Consider the following 17,980-nt stretch of genomic DNA (forward strand, 5'->3'; position numbering starts at 1 on the left):
TCACATGCGCGTACCGCTTATCACCACGGACTTCCTGGACCGGGCGTCGTTCGCGTTCTCGACGGCGACGGCGGTCATCGACGAGCCGGACCAGCCGGCCGGACCGGTCGGGACGACGACCTACGCGAGCCTCGCCAGGCGGGTGCGCGCGTGGCAGGCGGGGCTCGACGCCCTGGGCATCGGCGAGGGCGAGCGCGTCGCCGTCGTCAGCCACAACTCGGCGCGGCTGCTCGAGCTGCTGCACGCCGTGCCGGGCAGCGGCCGGATCTGCGTGCCGGTCAACTTCCGGCTGCGCCCCGACGAGGTGAAGTACATCGTCGAGCACTGCGGTGCGTCGGCGTTGTTCGTCGACCCCGAGCTGTCGCTGGACGACGTGACGGCGAAGCACCGCTTCACGCTCGGCGAGGAGTCGGAGTCGCTGCTCCGGTTCGACGTGGAGCCACGGCCGTGGAGTGAGCCGTCGGAGGACGCGACCGCGACCGTCAACTACACGTCGGGCACCACCGCGCGGCCCAAGGGCGTGCAGATGACGCACCGCAACATCTGGATCAACGCGGTCACGTTCGCCATGCACGCCCGCGCCTGGGAAGGCGACGTGTACATGCACGTGCTGCCGATGTTCCACTGCAACGGCTGGGGAATGCCGTACGGGCTCTCCGGTCTGGGCGTGCCGCAGATCGTGCTGCGCAAGGTCGACGGCGCCGAGATTCTCCGCCGCGTGCGCGACCACGGCGTCACGCTCATGTGCGGCGCTCCCGCCGTGTGGAACGCGGTGCTGGACGCCGCCCAGGACTGGGACGGCGAGATCCCCGGCCGGGACACCGTGCGGATCATCTGCGCGGGCGCTCCGCCGCCCTCGCGCACGATCCAGCGCGTCACCGAGGAGCTCGGGTGGGAGTTCCAGCAGATCTACGGCCTGACCGAGACGGCGCCGCTGCTCACCTTCAACCGGGCGCAGCCGGGTCCCACCGGTGAGGAGAAGGCACGCCTGCAGGCTCGGGCGGGCGCGCCCGCGCTGGGGGCCAAGCTGCGGATCTCCGAGACCGGCGAGGTGCTGGCCAGGTCGAACGTGGTGATGGAGGGCTACTGGGAGAACCCGGAGGCCACCGCCGCCGCGCTGGAGGACGGCTGGTTCCACACCGGCGACGGCGGCCACTTCGACGAGCAGGGCTACCTGACGATCTCCGACCGCAAGAAGGACGTGATCATCACCGGCGGCGAGAACGTCTCGTCCATCGAGGTCGAGGACTGCCTGTTCTCGCACCCCGCGGTCGCCGAGGTCGCGGTGATCGGCGTGCCGGACGAGAAGTGGGGCGAGACGATCAAGGCGCTGGTCGTGCGCTCCGCCGAGGTGACGGAGGCCGAGCTGATCAAGCACTGCAAGGAGCGGCTCGCCGGCTACAAGGCGCCGACGTCGATCGAGTTCCGCGACGCGATCCCGCGCACGGCGACCGGCAAGATCCAGAAGTTCAAGCTCCGCCAGCCGTACTGGACCGGCAGGGGCCGCGGGGTCAACTAGCGCCGACGGTCGTGCGCAGGTCCTCCGCCGCGGCCGGGAGGAGGTCCCGCAGGGTGCGGGTCTCGCCCGGCCGCGTCCACGTCCGGAACGCCGCCTGCTGCGCGAGCATGGCGGCACCGGCGGCGAGGAACGCCGCCCCGGGCTCGCAGCCCCGCCGCCGCAGCGCGTCCGCGATCGCGTCGGTGAGCGCGGCGTTCTTGCCCAGCTCGCGCTCCAGCAGCTCCGGGTTGGCGGCGATGACCGCGTAGCGGCGCGCGACCACGTCACGGCGCTGCTCCAGCAGCTTGTCGGCGACCACGCCGAACGCGCGCACGACGGTGTCCAGCGGCGGACCGGCGTCGTCGGCCTCCTCGACCTCGCGGACGACCTCCTCCTGGAGCTTCGCGCTCATCCCGAACAGCACCTCGCGCTTGTCCGCGAAGTGGTTGAAGAACGACCGCTGGGTGAGCTCGGCCCGCTTCGCGATCTCCGCGACGGTCGTGCGCTCGAACCCCTGCTCGGCGAAGAGCTCCAGGGCGGCGTCCTGCAGTCGGTCGACGGCATCGGGTTTCCAGCGCGGCATGGCCGAAGCCTAGCGATTGCACACTGTGCAGTCACTGGTGCTACGGTGATTGCACAAGCTGAAATCACTTCGAGCGCAAGGAGGCTTCGCCATGGTCGCTGTGTCGATCATCAGGTCCGGTGAGGGTGAGCTGATCACCAACGGTCCGTCGTCGATCCGGATCCTCGAGGACGGCGGCAACACCGAGCACCGCCTCGGCATCGCCGAGGTCGTGATCCCGCCGCACACCCCCGGCCCGCCGCAGCACCGCCACGCGCAGCACGACGAGGGCTTCTACGTGCTGACGGGGACCGTGCGGTTCACGGTGGGGCAGGACGAGTACGACGCCGAGGCCGGCACGTGGGTGCTCGTGCCACCCGGAGCGCCGCACACTTTCGCAAACCCTGGGAATGAGCGCGCGGTGATGCTGACCACGTTCACGCCGGACCTCTACGTGCAGTACTTCCGCGATCTGAAGGCGATGGTCGAGTCCGGTCAGCCGATGACGCGCGAGACCATGACGCCCATCTGGAAGAACTACGCGACGGAGCCGTCCTCGGAGTTCGCTTCCTAGCCCACCGAGCGTCCGTGTGGGCGCGACGCCGGTTCGGCCGGCGTTCATCCATCCGGCGACACGCGCGACTCCGATCGTCCTAAGAGGACCACCGACCGTGTTCCACTGTGACACGTGTGGTTGACGGTGCGTTAGTTCACAATGCGCCAGGTGCGTCTGATTGGTCTAATTCGGTCGGAGGTGATGCTCAGTGTTGACGCGACTCCCCGCCGCGGTGGCGTTGCTGACCGTGGTCCTCACAGGGGCCGCCCACGCCGCGCCGCCGCCTCCTCCGAACCCGAGCGACACGGAGATCTCCGCGTCCCGGGCGGAGGCGGACGCGAAGGCTGCCCGTGTCGGTGAGCTGACCGGACGCCTCACGCAGGCCGAGTCCCGTCTGCAGGAGCTGCTCGACGACGTCTCCTACAAGCGCGAGCTGGCCAACAAGGCCCGGGTCGACCTGGAGACCGCGATCTCCGAGGCCGAGACCGCCCGGCGCGAGGCGTCCGCCGCCCGCGTGCAGGCCGACGCGGCGGCCGAGACCGTCGAGAGGAGCCGCCGCGAGCTCGACGAGTTCGCGGCGGCCTCCTACGCGCAGGGCAGCACCGTCGGCTCGTTCTCCGCGTTCCTCGGCGCGAAGTCGCCGGAGGACCTGCTCGCCCGCGCCCAGCTGCTGGAGGCGGTGTCGGCGTCGAGCCTGAACCGCCTCGAGCAGGTGACCCGCGACCAGGGCACCGCCGCCAACCTCGACGCCGCCGCCCGCGCCGCGCTGAAGAAGGCGGAGGACAAGCAGGCCGCCGCCGACGAGGCGAAGAAGACCGCCGACCAGGCCCAGCAGGTGGCCGAGCAGGCGCACACGGCCCAGGCCGCCGCGACCAGCGAGCTGCAGGCCGACAAGGAGGCCGTCGAACGCGAACTCGTCGCCGCGCAGGGCCAGGCCAGCGGCCTGGAGGCGCAACGACGGCAGTACGACCAGTGGCTCGCGGCGAAGCAGGCGGAAGAGGCGGAGAACGCACGCCGTGCCGCGGCTGCCGCAGCGGCGGCGGTCCAGGCTCCACCACAGGCTCCGGCGCAACGCGTTCCCGTGGCCGCCGCGCCCGCACCCTCGGGCAACCGCGTGCAGACGGTCATCAACCGCGCGTTGTCCCAACGCGGCGTCATCTACGCGTGGGGCGGCGGCAACTACTACGGCCCGACGTACGGCGTGCGCGACGGCGGCGTGGCCGACTCCTACGGCGACTACCGCAAGATCGGGTTCGACTGCTCCGGACTGATGATGTACGCCTTCGCCGGTGTCGGCATCTACCTGCCGCACTACAGCGGCTACCAGTACAACGCGGGCCGCAAGGTGCCGCTGGCGCAGATGGCACCCGGCGACATGATCTTCTGGGGCCCCGGCGGCGGCACGCACGTGGCCCTGTACCTGGGCGGCGGGATGATGGTGGAGGCGCCGCACTCCGGTGCGGTCGTGCGGATCTCCCCGGTGCGGTACGGCGGCATCATGCCGTACGTGACCCGGCTGCTCTGACTCACCAGGCGCGGCGCGCGAGTGCCTGCTCGACCCGGAGGTGACGTCGGTCGTCACGGTCAGCCGCTCGCCGCCGCACTCGGGTTGTCGTGCCTCCCGGACGGCGAGGTGCGGTGGGTGACGGCCGGGCCGCGAGGCTGTGGCCTGTGCGGCGTGCACGAGGACTGGAAGATCGACTGCAGCCCGAGCCGGCACCTGCTCACGCGGGCTTGAACGCGTCCTCGGTCGTCACGACACCGGCGGTGCGGCCCGGCGCCGTGTGGTTCTCCCAGTAGAGGTTCGTGTGGGCGACGACCTTGTCCGGGGTGGGCGCGCCGTACTCCGAGAGGTCCTCGGTGGTGTGGGCGTCGCTCACCAGCAGGGCGTCGTAGCCGCGGGTGATCGCGCCGTGCAGCGTCGAGCGGATGCACTCGTCGGTCTGCGCGCCGGACACCACGAGGCTGCCGACTCCCTTGCCCGCCAGCACCTCTTCGAGGTCGGTGTCCTCGAACGAGTCGGCGTAGGTCTTGTGCACCACCGCTTCGCCCTCCGCGACCTTCAGCTCCGGGACGAACTGCCAGCCGTCGGACTCCTTGGGCATGTGCTGGGCGTTGCTGTGCTGCACCCACACGACGTCGACGCCGGCCGCACGGGCCTTGTCGACGAGGGTGGCGACGTTGGCCACCACCGCGTCCCGGTTGTGGGCGTGGTTCACGACGCCGTTCTGCACGTCGATGACGAGCAGGGCGGTGTTGGGTCGGTTCGTGAGTGTCGTCACGCCGTCAGCCTATTCCTCAGCCGCCGCAACATCCGGGCATCTTCGAAACCCACGCTGCGGGCCGCGGTTTCCATCGTCGCGCCCTGACCGATCAGGTGCTCGGCGCGTTCGACGCGAAGGGCCTGCTGGTACTTCAACGGCGTCATCCCGGTCGCGCGGGTGAACAGGCGCGTCACGGTCCGCTCGCTGCATCCGGCGTGCATTGCCAGGTCTGCCAACGAAAGCCGCTCCGCGAGCCGTGCCTCGATCACGTCTTGGACGCGGTGCACGGTCTCGTTGACGTGGGAGCGGTGTCGCAGCAGGACGCTCGCCTGCTGGTCGTCGCCGTTCCTGCGCGCGTAGACGACCATCGTGCGTGCGATCGCCGCTGCCACAACAGGTCCGTGGCGCATGGCGACGAGGTGCAGCGCGAGGTCGATGCCGCTCGCGATGCCCGCGGACGTGACGATCCTGCCGTCCTCCACGTACAGAACGTCCCTTACGACCTTTGCGGCCGGATAACGGCGTTCGAGCTCTTCCTGTAGTTCGTGGTGTGTGGTGCAACGGCGGCCGTCGAGCAAACCAGCGCGTCCCAACGCATCTGCACCGGCACACACACTCGCGACCGTGCCACCGTTGGCGTGGTGGGTGCGCAACCACTCCAAGGCACGGTCGCTGAGGTGTCCGGTGCCGACGATGCGCGGCGACCGCCAGCCCGGCACGAACACAAGGTCTTGCACGTCGAGAGACGGCAGCTCACGGGACGCGCCCAGCGGCACGCCCTGATGGCTGAGCACGGTCTCCATGTCGCCCACGTACGACAACTCGTAGCCGTCCACGAGATCGGCAGCACTGGAGAACACCTGCGCCGGCCCCGCGAGGTCGAGCAGGTGCACTCCCGGTATGAGCAGGAAGACGACTCTGGTCACGATCCGGTCAGCGTAGCGACATCCGAGATCCGCGCGAACCGGCCCGCCAGCACGTACTCGGTCCGCTCGATGATCTGCTCGACGCCCAGCACCTTCCCGGTCCGCCAGTGCGGCAGCGGCGTGGTGGCGGTCGCGTCGGTCACGAACGTCATGTCGAACCCGAGGTCGGACCCCACACGTGTCGTCGTCTCGCAGCACTGCTCGGTGCGGATGCCGCTGATGAGCAGCTCCCGGACGCCGTGCTGCGTCAGCGTCTGCTGCAGGTTCGTGGTGGTGAACGCGTTGTGCGAGGTCTTGGTCAGCACCTGCTCGTGGTCGAGGGGTTTCAGGCCGTCGATCAGCCGCACGTGGCCCAGGGCGGGGTCGAACACGTCACCGCTGCCGGGCTCGGAGTGCAGCACCCACACGACGAGGTCACCCGCGTCACGGCTCATGTCGACCAGCCGGTTCACCTGGCCGACGACGTCCGGGTTCGACACCTCGGCCCAGTTGGGGCGCTGGCGGAACGACTCCTGCACGTCGATGACGATCAATGCTCGCTTCATGGGTCCAGCCTCGCCGGTCGCGCGGGGCGGTGACAGGCACGGGCAGGACGGGGAGCGGACCGATCCGGTCACGCGTGCGAAGATCACCGGCCTGCGCATCCTGGCGGGCGACCCCGCAGACCCCGACTTGGTGGTCGCCCAGGAAGGGGAGGCGCAGCAGAGGTTCAACATGCTCGCGGCGGCTGCGGCCGGGCTCGGTCTGCCCGCGCTCATCCTCTCCCTTTACGGCGCGGACGACTACCTGCCGTTCACCTGGGACAAGGCTTGGCGGGCGTTGGCGCCCATCGCGGGGGCGGTGGCCCTGGCCGCCGGTGTCATCCTGCACCGCATGCCGGGCAGGACCTCCGCCAAGCAGTACCTGGCGGCACTGGGGCTCCTCGCCGGGTTGATCGCGATGCTGCTGGTGGCGGGGTTCCTGGCGCCTGCCTAGAGCGGGCGGCGCCCGGCGAAGCCGAGGTCCGCCCGGTGGTACCAGAGCAGCTCGCGGTCGCCCTCCAGCCAGCACAGCAGCACCGGCACGCCGTCCAGTTCGGACGGGAAGTCGACGAGCAGCGGCGCGAAGCCCTTCAGTTCGGCGCCGGTGAGCTGGACGGACTCCATCAGGTCGTCCAGGCGTGCCTGCGCCGCCTTGAACTCGGGCAGGCCGCCCAGCGGTGAGCCGCCGGCGGCGAGCTCGGCGGCGTCGGCGCGCAGGCGCACGATCTCGTCCAGCGTCGGCAGCAGCCGTGCCAGCTCGGTCCTGGCTTCGGCGAGCGTGAACAGTCCCACCGGCCAAGGCTGGCACAGTGGTGGGGGTGACGCTTGCGCTGGGTGACCTCACCGTGAACCGGATCGGTCTCGGCGCGATGCGCCTGCCGCAGGAGGGGACCGCGTTCGACCCCCGCGCCCGGCCGCGGGACCGGGCGCAGGCGGTCGAGGTGCTGCGGACGGCGGTGGAGCTGGGGGTGAACCACGTCGACACGGCCGCGTTCTACTTCTCCGCGACCCGGTCGGCCAACGAGCTGATCAACAGCGCGCTGGCGCCGTACCCGGAGGACCTGGTGATCGTGACCAAGGTCGGGCCGGGGCGGACGCCGCAGGGGGAGTGGCTGCCGTTCGCGCGGCCCGAGCAGCTGCGCGGGCAGGTCGAGGAGAACCTGCGCCAGCTCGGCCGCGACCACCTCGACGTCGTCAACCTGCGGGTGAGCGGGCTCGACGACGTCACGGCGCACTTCCAGGCGCTCGCGCAGCTGCGGCGGGACGGGCTGGTCCGGCACCTCGGGCTGTCGAACGTGCGGCCGCACCACCTCGACCAGGCACTGCGGGTCGCGCCCGTGGTGTGCGTGCAGAACGCCTACGGGCTCGGCCACCACCCCGAGCAGGACGACTTCGTCGGCGTGTGCGGGGAGCGCGGCATCGCGTACGTGCCGTTCTTCGCGCTCGCGGGCGCCAACCAGGAGGCCGGGACGTCCGCCGAGGACGACGAGGTCACCGGGATCGCCCGTGCGCACGGTGCCTCGCCTGCCCAGGTCCGGCTCGCGTGGACGCTCGCGAGAGGGCCGCACGTGCTGGTCATCCCCGGCACGGGCGACCCGGCCCACCTGCGGCAGAACGTCGCGGCGGGGGAGCTGGAGCTGAGCGCGGAGGAGCTCACCCGCCTCGACGCGCTGCACCTCAGCGGGAGCTGATCCGCCGGAAGAGCCACGTGGCCCAGCCGAACGAGGCCACCAGCAGGCCGCCCGACCACGCGAGCGCGAGCCAGCCCGACGTGACGGGAGCCGCCAGCAGCAACGCGCGCACGGACTCGATCACCGGGGTGATCGGCTGGTGCTCGCTGACCACCCGCAGCACCGCGGGCATCGTCTCGACGGGGACGAACGCGCTGCTCAGGTAGGGCAGGAAGAGCATGAAGAACCCGAGCAGGCTCGCCGACTCGACGGACCGGGCGACCACGCCGAACGCCGCCGCGAGCCACGACAGCGCGACCACGTAGAGCAGCAGCAGGCCCAGCGCGAGCAGCCACGCGAGCGGCGAGCCCTCCGGCCGGAACCCCATCAGCAGCGCGACGAGCACGACGGCGGACGTGGCCACGGCGTTGCGGGCGACGGACGCGGTGACGTGGCCGGTGAGCACGGCGAAGCCGCTGATCGGCATCGAGCGGAACCGGTCGACCACGCCCTTCTTCATGTCGTCGGCCACCGACATCGCGGTGGACGTGGCGCCGTACCCGGTGCACAGCACCAGGATTCCGGGCACCACGTAGTCCACGTAGGACTCGACGTGCCGCATCGCGCCGCCGAACACGTACACGAACAGCGCCATCATGAGCACCGGCAGCAGGATCGCCATGATCATGAGGTCGAGGTTGCGGCGGCTCAGCCGGATGCTGCGGCCGACGAGGGTGAGCGTCGCGGTCATGCGGCCACCGCCGTCAGCGAGGTGAAGACGTCGTCCAGCGTGGGGCGGTGCGAGGACACCGTCACGGCGGGCACACCGGCCGCGGCCAGGGCGTCCAGCACCCGGTGCAGGTGCCGGGCGCTGCCGTCGGACGGCACCCCCAGCACCGGTCCGTCCACCGTCCCGCCGATCGCGGAACGGGCCCGCAGCGCGTCCTCGGCGGAGGCGAACGTGAGGTCCAGCCGGGTTCCGCCGACCGAGCTCTTCAACGCGTCAGCGGTGCCGTCCGCTGCGACGTTCCCGTTGTGCAGCACCACGATCCGGTCGGCCAGGCGGTCGGCCTCCTCCAGGTACTGGGTGGTGAGGAAGATCGTCACGCCGTCGCGCACGAGGTCGCCGATCGCGTCCCACATGGTCGTGCGACTCACCGGGTCGAGGCCCGTGGTGGGTTCGTCGAGGAACAGCAGGCGCGGCGTCGCCACCAGGCTCATCGCGAGGTCCAGGCGCCGCCGCATGCCTCCCGAGTACGTGCGGACCCGCCGGTCGGCGGCGTCGGCCAGGTCGAACCGATCCAGGAGCTCCGCTGCCCGCTTGCGGGCCGCCTGCCTGGGGAGGGAGCGCAAACGCGCGATCATGACCAGGTTCTCCCTGCCGGTCTGCTCCTCGTCGACGGCCGCGTACTGGCCGGTCAGGCTGATCACCCCGCGCACGTCGGCGGCCGAGCGCACCACGTCGAACCCGCACACGCGGGCCGTTCCGCCGTCGGGCCTGGTCAGCGTGCTCAGAACGCGGATCGTCGTCGTCTTGCCCGCCCCGTTCGGGCCGAGCAGCGCGAGCACCGACCCCTCCGCCACCGCCAGGTCCAGGCCCCTCAGGACGGTCCGCGTCCCGTAGTTCTTCGTCAGACCTTCTGTCTCGACGATCATCGCAACCCCCTTTATGCGTATCCAATACGCAATATGCGAATGAGCGTATGCCATACGCATCTGTTTGACTAGGGGCATGAAGAGGGGGCGCAAGCCGGCCATCGACGCCGCCGACATCACGCGGGCCGCCGTCGCGGTCGCCGACGCCGAAGGACTCGCCGCCGTGTCGATGGCGCGCGTCGCGCAGGAGCTGGGCAACTCCACGATGGCCCTCTACCGGCACGTGAAGAGCAAGGACGAGCTGCTCGCGCTGATGGCCGACGCCGCGTTCGACGAACCGCCCCCGCTCCCCGACGGCGACTGGAGCGTCAAGCTCGGGTTCTGGGCGAAGGGCGTGCTCGCGGGCGTCCGCCGGCGTCCGTGGTTCCTGCAGATCCCGCCCAGCGGTCCGCCGAGCGGCCCCAAGAGCCTCGCCTGGTTCGACAGCGCTCTGCGCGCACTCGAGGACACGCCGCTCAGCGAGGGCGAGAAGGTCGGCGTGGTGATGGGCCTCATGACGTTCGTGCACGGCGAGGCGTGGCTCGGCGTCGGCCTGAGGCAGGGCTTCGAGGACGACCCGGCCCGGTTCAGCGGCCAGTACGGGCAACGGTTGCGCGAGGTCGTCGACCCGCGGCGGATGCCGGCGCTCGCCAAGGTCGTCGCCGCCGGGGTGTTCGACGCGGACGAGCTCTTCGACGCCGCCGAGACCACCGAGGACTTCGAGTTCGGCCTGCGGCTCTTCCTCGACGGCGTCGCGGCCCACATCGCGAGGCGCTCGTGACGTACTCGGCGATCATCCTCACCGGCGGCACCGGCGAACGGCTCGGCGGCGCCGACAAGGCGGCACTGTCCTACCGGGAGGCGACGCTGCTCGACCACGTCCTGTCGGTTGTGGACGATGCCGAGCGGAAAGTCGTTGTGGGACCGAAGAAGGACGTGCCCGGCGTCGTCTGGGCGCGCGAGGACCCACCCGGTGGCGGCCCGCTCGCGGGTGTCGCGGCGGGACTCGCCGAGATCGGCACCGAATGGGTGGCCGTCCTCGCCGTCGACCAGCCGGGACTCACCAAGGACACCATCGCGCGGCTGCGCGCGGCGGGCTCCAACGCCGTGCTGCGCGACGACCGCACGCAGTGGCTGATCGGCTTCTGGCTTGCCGCTGACCTGCGCGAATGCCTCCCGGACGACCCCCGCGACCTGCCCGTGCGCCGCACCCTCTCCCGGCTCCACCCGGTCGAGGTGCCCGCCCTGCCGGGTGAGGCGCGCGACGTCGACACCCCCGCCGACCTGGACACCCTTCACAGCGGTTGAACAGGCGGGGCGTAAGACTGTTCCACGATCGGTAAACCCTGTTCCGCATGGAGGCCCGCACGTGACCGAGCCCGCCGCCGAGGCAACGCCGAACGCATCGGCGCCCGCCACCCCGGCTCGTGACGCCCAGCTGCTCGAACGCACCGTGTTCGAGGTGAAGCGGGTGATCGTCGGCCAGGACCGGCTCGTCGAGCGGATGCTCGTGGGTCTGCTGGCCAAGGGCCATCTGCTGCTCGAAGGTGTGCCGGGCGTCGCGAAGACGCTCGCCGTCGAGACGTTCGCCCGCGTGGTCGGCGGGTCGTTCTCGCGCGTGCAGTTCACGCCCGACCTGGTGCCCGCCGACATCCTCGGCACCCGCATCTACCGGCAGTCCACCGAGACGTTCGACGTCGAGCTGGGTCCCGTCGTCGCGAACTTCGTGCTCGCCGACGAGATCAACCGCGCGCCCGCCAAGGTGCAGTCCGCGATGCTCGAGGTCATGGCCGAGCGGCACGTGTCGATCGGCGGCAGGACGTTCCCGATGCCGAACCCGTTCCTCGTCCTCGCGACGCAGAACCCGATCGAGAACGAGGGCGTCTACCCGCTGCCGGAGGCGCAGCGCGACAGGTTCCTCTTCAAGATCCAGGTCGAGTACCCGACCGCGGAGGAGGAGCGCGAGATCGTCTACCGCATGGGCGTCGAGGCGCCCACGCCGAACCAGGTCCTCTCGCCGGAGGAGCTGGTGCGCCTGCAGGGCGTGGCGTCGCGCGTCTTCGTCCACCACGCGCTCGTCGACTACGTGGTGCGCCTCGTGATCGCGACCCGCGCGCCCGCCGAGCACGGCCTGAACGACGTCGCAGGCTGGGTCGCGTACGGCGCCTCACCGCGTGCGTCGCTCGGCATCATCTCCGCCGCGCGCGGCCTCGCGCTGGTCCGCGGGCGCGACTACGTGCTGCCGCAGGACGTCGTGGACGTCGTCCCGGACGTGCTGCGCCACCGCCTCGTGCTCTCCTACGACGCGCTCGCCGACGGCGTCCCGCTCGACCACATCATCACGCGCGTGCTGCAGATCGTGCCGTTGCCGCAGGTGTCGGCCCGTCCGCAGCAGCCGCCGGTCCCGGCTGGTAGGCAGTGAGCCGCGACAAGACCGAGGAGCGGCCCTCCTGGGCGCCGCCCGTGCTGCGCGGGGTCCGCATGGAGGCCGCGCTGCGCATGCTGGAGCTCGACGTCCGGCGCCGCCTGGACGGCCTGCTTCAGGGCAACCACCTCGGTCTCGTGCCGGGGCCGGGCACCGAACCGGGCGAGGCGCGCACCTACCAGCCCGGTGACGACGTGCGCCGGATGGACTGGGCGGTCACGGCGCGCACGACGGTCCCGCACATCCGCGAGACGGTCGCGGACCGCGAGCTGGAGACGTGGGTCGCCATCGACCTGTCGCCGTCGCTCGACTTCGGCACCGCGGCCTGCGAGAAGCGCGACCTCGCCATCGCGGCCACGGCCGCGGTCGCGCACCTGACGCGCGGCGGCGGCAACCGGATCGGCGCCGCGCTGTCGACCGGAGCCCAGAGCGTCCGCATCCCGGCCCGCGGCGGTCTCGCGCACGCGCGGGGCATGATCCGCAAGATCGCCGAGACCGACCGGGCCCCCGAGGGCACGCGCGGCGACCTGGCCGCGTTGCTGGAGACGCTGCGCAGGCCACCGCGCCGGCGCGGCCTGATCGTGGTGATCTCCGACTTCCTCGGCGGCATGGAGTGGCAGCGCCCGCTCAAGGCGTTGTCGGCGCGGCACGACATCGTGGCCGTCGAGATCGTGGACCCGCGCGACGTCGACCTGCCCGAGGTCGGCACCGTCGTGCTGGCCGACCCGGAGAGCGGGCGGCAGCGCGAGGTGACGGCGTCCGCGTTGCTGCGCAAGGAGTTCAACGCCGCGGCGGCGGAACACCGCGCGGAGGTCGCCGCCGGGCTGCGTCGCGCGGGAGCCGGGCACCTGGTGCTGCGGACCGACTCCGACTGGATCGCGGACACGGTGCGTTTCGTGGTGGCGCGCAAGCGCCGCTGGTCCGGGGGTGTCGCATGAGCTTCTCGAACTTCGTCGCGCCGTGGTGGTTCCTGCTGCTGGTGCTCGTCGCCTTGCTCGGCGCCGGGTACGTGGTGGCGCAACGCGTGCGGCGCAAGCGGGTGCTGCGCTTCACGAACCTGGAGCTGCTGGAGAGGGTCGCGCCCAAGCGGGAACGCTGGTCGCGGCACGTCCCGGCGGCGTTCCTGCTGGTGGCGCTCGCGTTGCTGACCGTCGCGCTCGCGGGCCCGACCTCCGAGCAGCGCGTGCCGCGCAACCGCGCCACCGTGATGCTCGTCGTCGACGTGTCGCTGTCGATGAAGGCGACCGACGTCAAGCCGTCCCGGCTGGAGGCGGCGCAGGTGGCAGCCAAGTCGTTCGCCGAGGGCCTCACCCCCGGCATCAACCTGGGCCTGATCTCGTTCGCCGGCTCCGCAACCGTGCTGGTCGCCCCGACGACCGACCGCGCGGCCGTGAGCCAGTCGATCGAGGGCCTCAAGCTCGCCCAGTCGACCGCGACCGGAGACGCGCTGGTGGCCGCGATGGCGTCGATCGACTCGTTCGGCAAGGTCGTCGGCGGCGCCGAGGGCCCGCCGCCCGCCCGCATCGTGCTGATGACGGACGGCAAGGAGACCGTCGGCACCCGCAAGGCGTTCGACGCGGCCGAGGACGCCAAGAAGGCGGGCACCCCGATCTCCACGATCTCGTTCGGCACCGAGGACGGCGTCGTCGACATCGAGGGCCGCCAGCAGTCCGTCCCGGTCGACGACGACTCGATGAAGGAGATCGCGAAGATCTCCGGCGGTGAGTTCTTCAAGGCGGCCTCCGCCGAGGAGCTGCGCCGGGTCTACGACACGCTCGGCGAGCAGATCGGCTACGAGAAGAAGCAGGCGGACGCGTCGAAGCCGTGGCTGCTGCTCGGCACGATCACGACGATGATCGCAGCCGCGGCCGCGTTGCTGCTCGGCCAGCGGCTCCCGTAGACACGGTTCGAAGCCCTGGTGTTCTTGGAGCACCAGGGCTTTCTCATGTCCAGGGTCAGCCGTGGAGCCTCCGGTACTCCGCCGCCGCGCCGGGGTGCAGCGGCACCTTGCCCGTGTCGATCAGGCTGCGCACGTCGAGGTACTGGGTGCCGAGCGCCTGCTGCGGCACCAGCTCCGCGGCCCTGCCGACCAGCAGCCGCACGACGGCGCTCGCGTACTCGCCGCCCAGCTCCGGCCGGCACACCATCAGGTTCGGCGTGCCGATCGTCGGGATGTCGGCGGGCGAGCCGTACACGCCCGCGCGGATCTCGACGCGTTCGTACACCTTGCCGAACTCCTGGCGCAGCTTCGGCAGGAACCCGTCCAGCGGCAGCAGCCTGATCCCGCTGGCCTTGTCGAGCTCGGGGGTGGGGACGCCGCCCGACCACAGCAGCGCGGCGATCTCACCCGTCTTGAGGGCCTCCACGGCGTTGCGCAACGGGTAGTGCTCCTCCCGCACGCCCATCGCGAGCCGGGAGCCCTGCAACGCCGCCCCCGACCCGGCCGCACCGAGCGACACCGGCTTGCCCGCCAGGTCCGCGACCGACCAGTACGGTGCGTTCCGCAGCACGACCAGCTGCAGGTAGTTCTCGTAGACGCGGCCGAGCGCGACCAGGCCGGGTTCCAGGTGCGCGCTGTCGCTCAACGTCAACCCGAGGTCCGCCGTGCCCTCGCGCAGGTGCCGCAGGTTGTCGGCGCTGCCGCCGGTCTGGACCGGCGTGATCGTCAGCGAGCCGGGGGACAGGCGGGAGATCAGGGTCGCGAAGTCGTTGTAGAACCCGCCCGGCTCGCCACCCGCGATCCGCAGGGTGCCGCTGGGCTCGCTGACCCCGCACGCCGTCAGGGCCAGGGTGCCGGCGAGGAACGTCCGTCGCGTCACGCTCACAGGAGTGGCTCCTTCGGCAGCTCGACGGTCGCCACCAGGCCGTCGTCGGTGTGCAGGGTCAGCGTCCCGCCGTGCGTCGTGACGATCCGTTCCGCGATGGCGAGGCCGAGACCCGTGCCGCGGTGCGAGTCGTCACCGCGCCAGAACCGTTCCGTGGCGCGTTCGATGTCCTCTTCGGACAGACCGGGGCCGTTGTCCCGCACCGTGAGCGTCGACCGGTCGCACACCACGGCCACCTCCCGCCCGCCGTACTTGATGGCGTTGTCCAGCAGGACGTCCAGCACCTGCGCGAGGTCCGACGCCGAGCACCGCACCAGTCCGGGCGCCCGGTCCTCGACGGTGATCGTGACGCCTTCCGCCTGCGCCGCGGCCCGCCACGCGTCGGCCCGGTCGTGCGCCACCACCCGCGGGTCGGCGAGCTCGGTTTCGACACCGCCCGCGGCGAGCTCGGTGGCGGTGCTCTCCGCCGACGCCAGTGCCAGCAGCCCGTCCAGCAACGACTCCAGGCGTTCGACCTCGGTGAGCACGGAACCGTTGTGCGGCATCATGTCCACCCGCAACCGCAGGGCGGCCATCGGGTTGCGCAGCTGGTGCGAGGCGTCGGCGATCAACCGCCGTTGCTGGTCGGCGGCCTCGGCGACGGCGTCGGACATGCGGTTGAACGACTCCGACAACGCCCGCAGCTCGGCCGGTCCCGCGGTGTCGGCGACGTGCGTGCGCCGCTGCCCCTCCGCGACCGCCCGCACCCCGCGGTCCAGCTCCTTCAACGGCCGCAGCAACCACCGTGACACGACGAGCGCCAGCAGGACGCACGCGCACGCCGCGAGCAACGCCCCGGCCAGCACCAACGCCCACCGCCGGGCCACGTCCAGCGCCGCGACCTCGGTCGAGGCCCGCAGCACGACCGCACCCGCCACCTTCGTCCCGGTGCCGACGGGACGGGCGAACAGGACGTCCCCGCCGGTCCAGGGCAGCACGGTCGGCACGGGCGCGGCGGGCTGGTTGCGCAGGGCGGCCTCGATCTGCGCGGAGACGTCCGCGACCGTCATGCCCGACTCGACGACCGGACGGCCGGACGCGTCGACGACCACGACCCCCTCGCCGTAGACCTCGGCGTACCGCTCCGCCTCGGACACCACGACGTCGGCGGGCAGCGTGGCGAACCGGTCGAGGTCGGCCGTGCGGCTGATCACGAACTTCTGGGTGCGCTCGGTCGCCGTGCTCATCAGCAGCGGGAAGGCGAACGCGGTGACCGCCGAGAGCGAGAACAACAGCAGCACCAACAGAAGCCGTTGCCGCATCTACTCACCGAGCCGGTAGCCGAAACCGCGGATCGTGTGCAGCAGACCCGGCCGGTCGAGCTTCGCGCGCAGCTGCGTCAGGTGCACGTCGAGCGTCCGCGACACCGCGACGAACGCGTTGCCCCACACCTCGTCCATCAGCTGCTGGCGGCTCACCGCCGTCCCGGGCCGCCGCGCCAGCACCGCCAGCACGTCGAACTCCTTGGTGGTCAAGGCGATCTCCCGCCCGCCCACGACGACCTGCCTGCCCTGCAGGTCGATCTCCACGTCGGACACCCGCACCAGGTCGTCCGCCTCCTGCGACCGCGCGGCGCTGCGCCGGGCCACCGCGTCGATGCGCGCCAGCAGCTCCGCCAGCCGCACGGGCTTGACCAGGTAGTCGTCCGCCCCCAGCCGCAGCCCGCGCACCACCGTGCGCTCGTCGCCGCGCGCCGTCAGCACCAGCACCGGCACCGGGTCGATCTTGCGGAGCTTGCGCAGCACCTCCAGGCCGTCCTGGTCGGGCAGGCCGAGGTCGAGCAGCACCACGTCCGCGTCGCGGTGGGCCATCAGCGCGTCGGCCCCGCGGCGCACGCGGGCAGGCCGGTGGCCGTTCGCCCGCAGTGCCTCCACCAGGGCGTCGGCGACACCGTCGTCGTCTTCGACCAACAGCACCCGCATCGGAGAAGTATCGCCCCAGATGGTCGTTTCCGGAGCGTGTCGACGCGCCTAAGCGACTGTAAAGAAGCGAACGCCCAGGTTGTGGCAGGTGCGGCCGTGCGGAGATCCTTCCTGCGATGACGGACGGTCAGGGGCTGGGCACCGAACGAGGTGAGACACCGGCCACACCGGACCCCGGCACGAGCCCGCGGAGAGCGGCCATGCGGCGGCCGCTCTCCGCCTCCCGGTCCCCGGTCAGCAGCGCTCCGAGGTGAAGCCCGCGTACCCGCCGGACACGGTGCCGTAGGCCATCGTGCAGAACTGCAGCGTGTTCGCGCCCCGCGACCACACCTCCTGCTGGCCGCGCCCGCCGCTGTTGCCGTCGATCTCGCCGTCGCCCCTGGTGATGGCGGCGGTCGCGATGAAGTTCGGGTGCTTGGCCTTCCACGACGCCCAGACGTACGTGTAGCCCCAGTTCTTGCCGCACCCCTTGAACTGCTTGACCGACGCGACGGTCTCGCTGCCGCTCTTCAGGTACTTGGTCGTGCCGATCTGCGTGACACCGCTGGAGCACTTCGGGTTCACCTCGGCCTGCGCGGCGGGGGTGAACGTCAGGGCGATGGCCGCGGCGGCCACGACGGCCGCGCTCAACTTCCGCATGTCAGCACCGTTCCCCGGTCGTGGCACCATCGCTGTAGGACGCGGCCACGATGGAGCCGTACCCCTTGGTGCACTTGGTCAGCGTGTCCGTGCCGTAGGACCACACCTCTTGCTTGTTCGTCGCGCTGTTGTACCCGCTCGGGAACTCGGCGCCCCGCACCTGGACCCCGGCGTAGATCCGGTACTCGCGGTGGCTGCTGCGCCACGAGTCCCACACGTAGACGTAGCCCCAGTTCTTGCCGCACCCCTTGAACTGCTTGACCGAGGCGATGGTGGTGCCGCCGCTCTTGAGGTACGCGGTCGAGCCGATCTGCGTCACCCCGGACGGGCACGCCGGGTTCGTCTCGGCCTGCGCGGACCCCGTGAAGGTCATCGCGACCGCTGCCGCCGCCAGCACGGCGGCGCCAATCCTTTTCTGCATGACCACGACGGTGGACGCACCCGGTTAGGCAGCGGTTAATCACACCCGCCCGGCTCCGGCTGAGACGGGCCGGTTGA

Annotated in this window: 22 protein-coding genes; 10 read left to right on the forward strand and 12 right to left on the reverse strand. The window is 71.4% G+C overall.

Annotated elements, in window-relative coordinates; all coding sequences use genetic code 11:
• Positions 1-4: 4 nt before the first annotated feature.
• Positions 5-1,519 (forward strand): class I adenylate-forming enzyme family protein, encoded by a 1,515-nt coding sequence (locus BLT23_RS00105; protein ID WP_090044285.1) that lies wholly within the window; start codon positions 5-7, stop codon positions 1,517-1,519.
• On the opposite strand, the gene BLT23_RS00110 is transcribed toward BLT23_RS00105, so the two are convergent.
• Positions 1,512-2,081, reverse strand: a complete 570-nt coding sequence (locus tag BLT23_RS00110) for a TetR/AcrR family transcriptional regulator (RefSeq protein WP_090044287.1) — start codon at positions 2,079-2,081, stop codon at positions 1,512-1,514. The two genes, BLT23_RS00105 and BLT23_RS00110, sit on opposite strands and share 8 nt — an antisense overlap.
• A gap of 91 nt (positions 2,082-2,172) precedes the next feature.
• Between BLT23_RS00110 and BLT23_RS00115 the strand changes: the two genes are divergently transcribed.
• Both BLT23_RS00115 and BLT23_RS00120 read left to right on the forward strand, forming a co-directional pair.
• Positions 2,173-2,634, forward strand: coding sequence for a cupin domain-containing protein (locus BLT23_RS00115; RefSeq protein WP_090044288.1), 462 nt, complete (start codon positions 2,173-2,175; stop codon positions 2,632-2,634).
• A gap of 190 nt (positions 2,635-2,824) precedes the next feature.
• Entirely contained in the window at positions 2,825-4,141 is a 1,317-nt protein-coding gene (locus tag BLT23_RS00120) for an NlpC/P60 family protein (RefSeq protein ID WP_342713628.1), read from the forward strand.
• A gap of 199 nt (positions 4,142-4,340) precedes the next feature.
• On the opposite strand, the gene BLT23_RS00125 is transcribed toward BLT23_RS00120, so the two are convergent.
• From BLT23_RS00125 to BLT23_RS00135, 3 genes are read right to left on the reverse strand one after another with little or no spacing between them, the layout of a single operon-like run.
• Positions 4,341-4,898, reverse strand: coding sequence for an isochorismatase family protein (locus BLT23_RS00125; protein WP_090044290.1), 558 nt, complete (start codon positions 4,896-4,898; stop codon positions 4,341-4,343).
• Positions 4,895-5,806: a GlxA family transcriptional regulator gene (locus BLT23_RS00130; RefSeq protein WP_090044292.1), complete on the reverse strand. Its 912-nt coding sequence runs from the start codon at positions 5,804-5,806 to the stop codon at positions 4,895-4,897. The genes BLT23_RS00125 and BLT23_RS00130 overlap by 4 nt, the downstream gene beginning before the upstream one ends.
• Complete coding sequence (locus BLT23_RS00135) at positions 5,803-6,351, reverse strand: cysteine hydrolase family protein (RefSeq protein ID WP_090044294.1); 549 nt, start codon at positions 6,349-6,351, stop codon at positions 5,803-5,805. Before BLT23_RS00135 ends, BLT23_RS00130 begins: the two co-directional genes overlap by 4 nt.
• Here BLT23_RS00135 and BLT23_RS00140 point away from each other — a divergent pair.
• On the forward strand, positions 6,350-6,781 hold the full coding sequence (locus tag BLT23_RS00140; RefSeq protein ID WP_090044296.1) for a hypothetical protein: 432 nt from the start codon (positions 6,350-6,352) through the stop codon (positions 6,779-6,781). The genes BLT23_RS00135 and BLT23_RS00140 overlap by 2 nt on opposite strands.
• Here the strand turns inward: BLT23_RS00140 and BLT23_RS00145 are convergent.
• Entirely contained in the window at positions 6,778-7,119 is a 342-nt protein-coding gene (locus tag BLT23_RS00145; RefSeq protein WP_090044297.1) for a DUF2203 domain-containing protein, read from the reverse strand. The genes BLT23_RS00140 and BLT23_RS00145 overlap by 4 nt on opposite strands.
• Before the next feature lie 26 nt (positions 7,120-7,145).
• On the opposite strand from BLT23_RS00145, the gene BLT23_RS00150 reads away from it, so the two are divergent.
• Positions 7,146-8,018, forward strand: a complete 873-nt coding sequence (locus BLT23_RS00150; RefSeq protein WP_281248806.1) for an oxidoreductase — start codon at positions 7,146-7,148, stop codon at positions 8,016-8,018.
• Here the strand turns inward: BLT23_RS00150 and BLT23_RS00155 are convergent.
• Positions 8,005-8,748 carry an ABC transporter permease gene (locus tag BLT23_RS00155; RefSeq protein ID WP_090044300.1) on the reverse strand — a complete coding sequence of 248 codons (744 nt, stop codon included), beginning with the start codon at positions 8,746-8,748 and terminating at the stop codon, positions 8,005-8,007. The genes BLT23_RS00150 and BLT23_RS00155 overlap by 14 nt on opposite strands.
• Entirely contained in the window at positions 8,745-9,653 is a 909-nt protein-coding gene (locus BLT23_RS00160) for an ATP-binding cassette domain-containing protein (RefSeq protein WP_090044302.1), read from the reverse strand. The genes BLT23_RS00155 and BLT23_RS00160 overlap by 4 nt, the downstream gene beginning before the upstream one ends.
• Positions 9,654-9,729: 76 nt before the next feature.
• On the opposite strand from BLT23_RS00160, the gene BLT23_RS00165 reads away from it, so the two are divergent.
• The 5 genes from BLT23_RS00165 to BLT23_RS00185 all read left to right on the forward strand — a co-directional run bounded on the left by BLT23_RS00165 (position 9,730) and on the right by BLT23_RS00185 (position 13,957).
• Entirely contained in the window at positions 9,730-10,413 is a 684-nt protein-coding gene (locus BLT23_RS00165; protein ID WP_090044303.1) for a TetR/AcrR family transcriptional regulator, read from the forward strand.
• Entirely contained in the window at positions 10,410-10,940 is a 531-nt protein-coding gene (gene mobA / locus BLT23_RS00170) for a molybdenum cofactor guanylyltransferase (RefSeq protein ID WP_090044305.1), read from the forward strand. The genes BLT23_RS00165 and mobA overlap by 4 nt, the downstream gene beginning before the upstream one ends.
• 61 nt (positions 10,941-11,001) lie before the next feature.
• Positions 11,002-12,054 (forward strand): AAA family ATPase, encoded by a 1,053-nt coding sequence (locus BLT23_RS00175; RefSeq protein ID WP_090044306.1) that lies wholly within the window; start codon positions 11,002-11,004, stop codon positions 12,052-12,054.
• A gap of 59 nt (positions 12,055-12,113) precedes the next feature.
• On the forward strand, positions 12,114-12,995 hold the full coding sequence (locus BLT23_RS00180) for a DUF58 domain-containing protein (protein WP_176946581.1): 882 nt from the start codon (positions 12,114-12,116) through the stop codon (positions 12,993-12,995).
• Complete coding sequence (locus BLT23_RS00185; RefSeq protein ID WP_090044309.1) at positions 12,992-13,957, forward strand: VWA domain-containing protein; 966 nt, start codon at positions 12,992-12,994, stop codon at positions 13,955-13,957. Before BLT23_RS00180 ends, BLT23_RS00185 begins: the two co-directional genes overlap by 4 nt.
• Before the next feature lie 55 nt (positions 13,958-14,012).
• Here BLT23_RS00185 and BLT23_RS00190 read toward each other — a convergent pair whose 3' ends face one another.
• From BLT23_RS00190 to BLT23_RS00210, 5 genes are all read right to left on the reverse strand, one after another.
• Positions 14,013-14,882: a TAXI family TRAP transporter solute-binding subunit gene (locus BLT23_RS00190; protein ID WP_090044311.1), complete on the reverse strand. Its 870-nt coding sequence runs from the start codon at positions 14,880-14,882 to the stop codon at positions 14,013-14,015.
• Complete coding sequence (locus BLT23_RS00195; protein WP_090044313.1) at positions 14,879-16,183, reverse strand: sensor histidine kinase; 1,305 nt, start codon at positions 16,181-16,183, stop codon at positions 14,879-14,881. Before BLT23_RS00195 ends, BLT23_RS00190 begins: the two co-directional genes overlap by 4 nt.
• Positions 16,184-16,843, reverse strand: coding sequence for a response regulator transcription factor (locus tag BLT23_RS00200; RefSeq protein WP_090044314.1), 660 nt, complete (start codon positions 16,841-16,843; stop codon positions 16,184-16,186).
• 234 nt (positions 16,844-17,077) lie between these two features.
• Positions 17,078-17,482 carry a hypothetical protein gene (locus tag BLT23_RS00205; protein ID WP_090044316.1) on the reverse strand — a complete coding sequence of 135 codons (405 nt, stop codon included), beginning with the start codon at positions 17,480-17,482 and terminating at the stop codon, positions 17,078-17,080.
• Position 17,483: 1 nt separating this feature from the next.
• Positions 17,484-17,903, reverse strand: a complete 420-nt coding sequence (locus tag BLT23_RS00210) for a hypothetical protein (RefSeq protein ID WP_143035767.1) — start codon at positions 17,901-17,903, stop codon at positions 17,484-17,486.
• Positions 17,904-17,980 lie beyond the last annotated feature (77 nt).

The organism is Lentzea fradiae, from assembly GCF_900100955.1.
GTDB classification, from domain to species: Bacteria; Actinomycetota; Actinomycetes; order Mycobacteriales; family Pseudonocardiaceae; genus Lentzea; species Lentzea fradiae.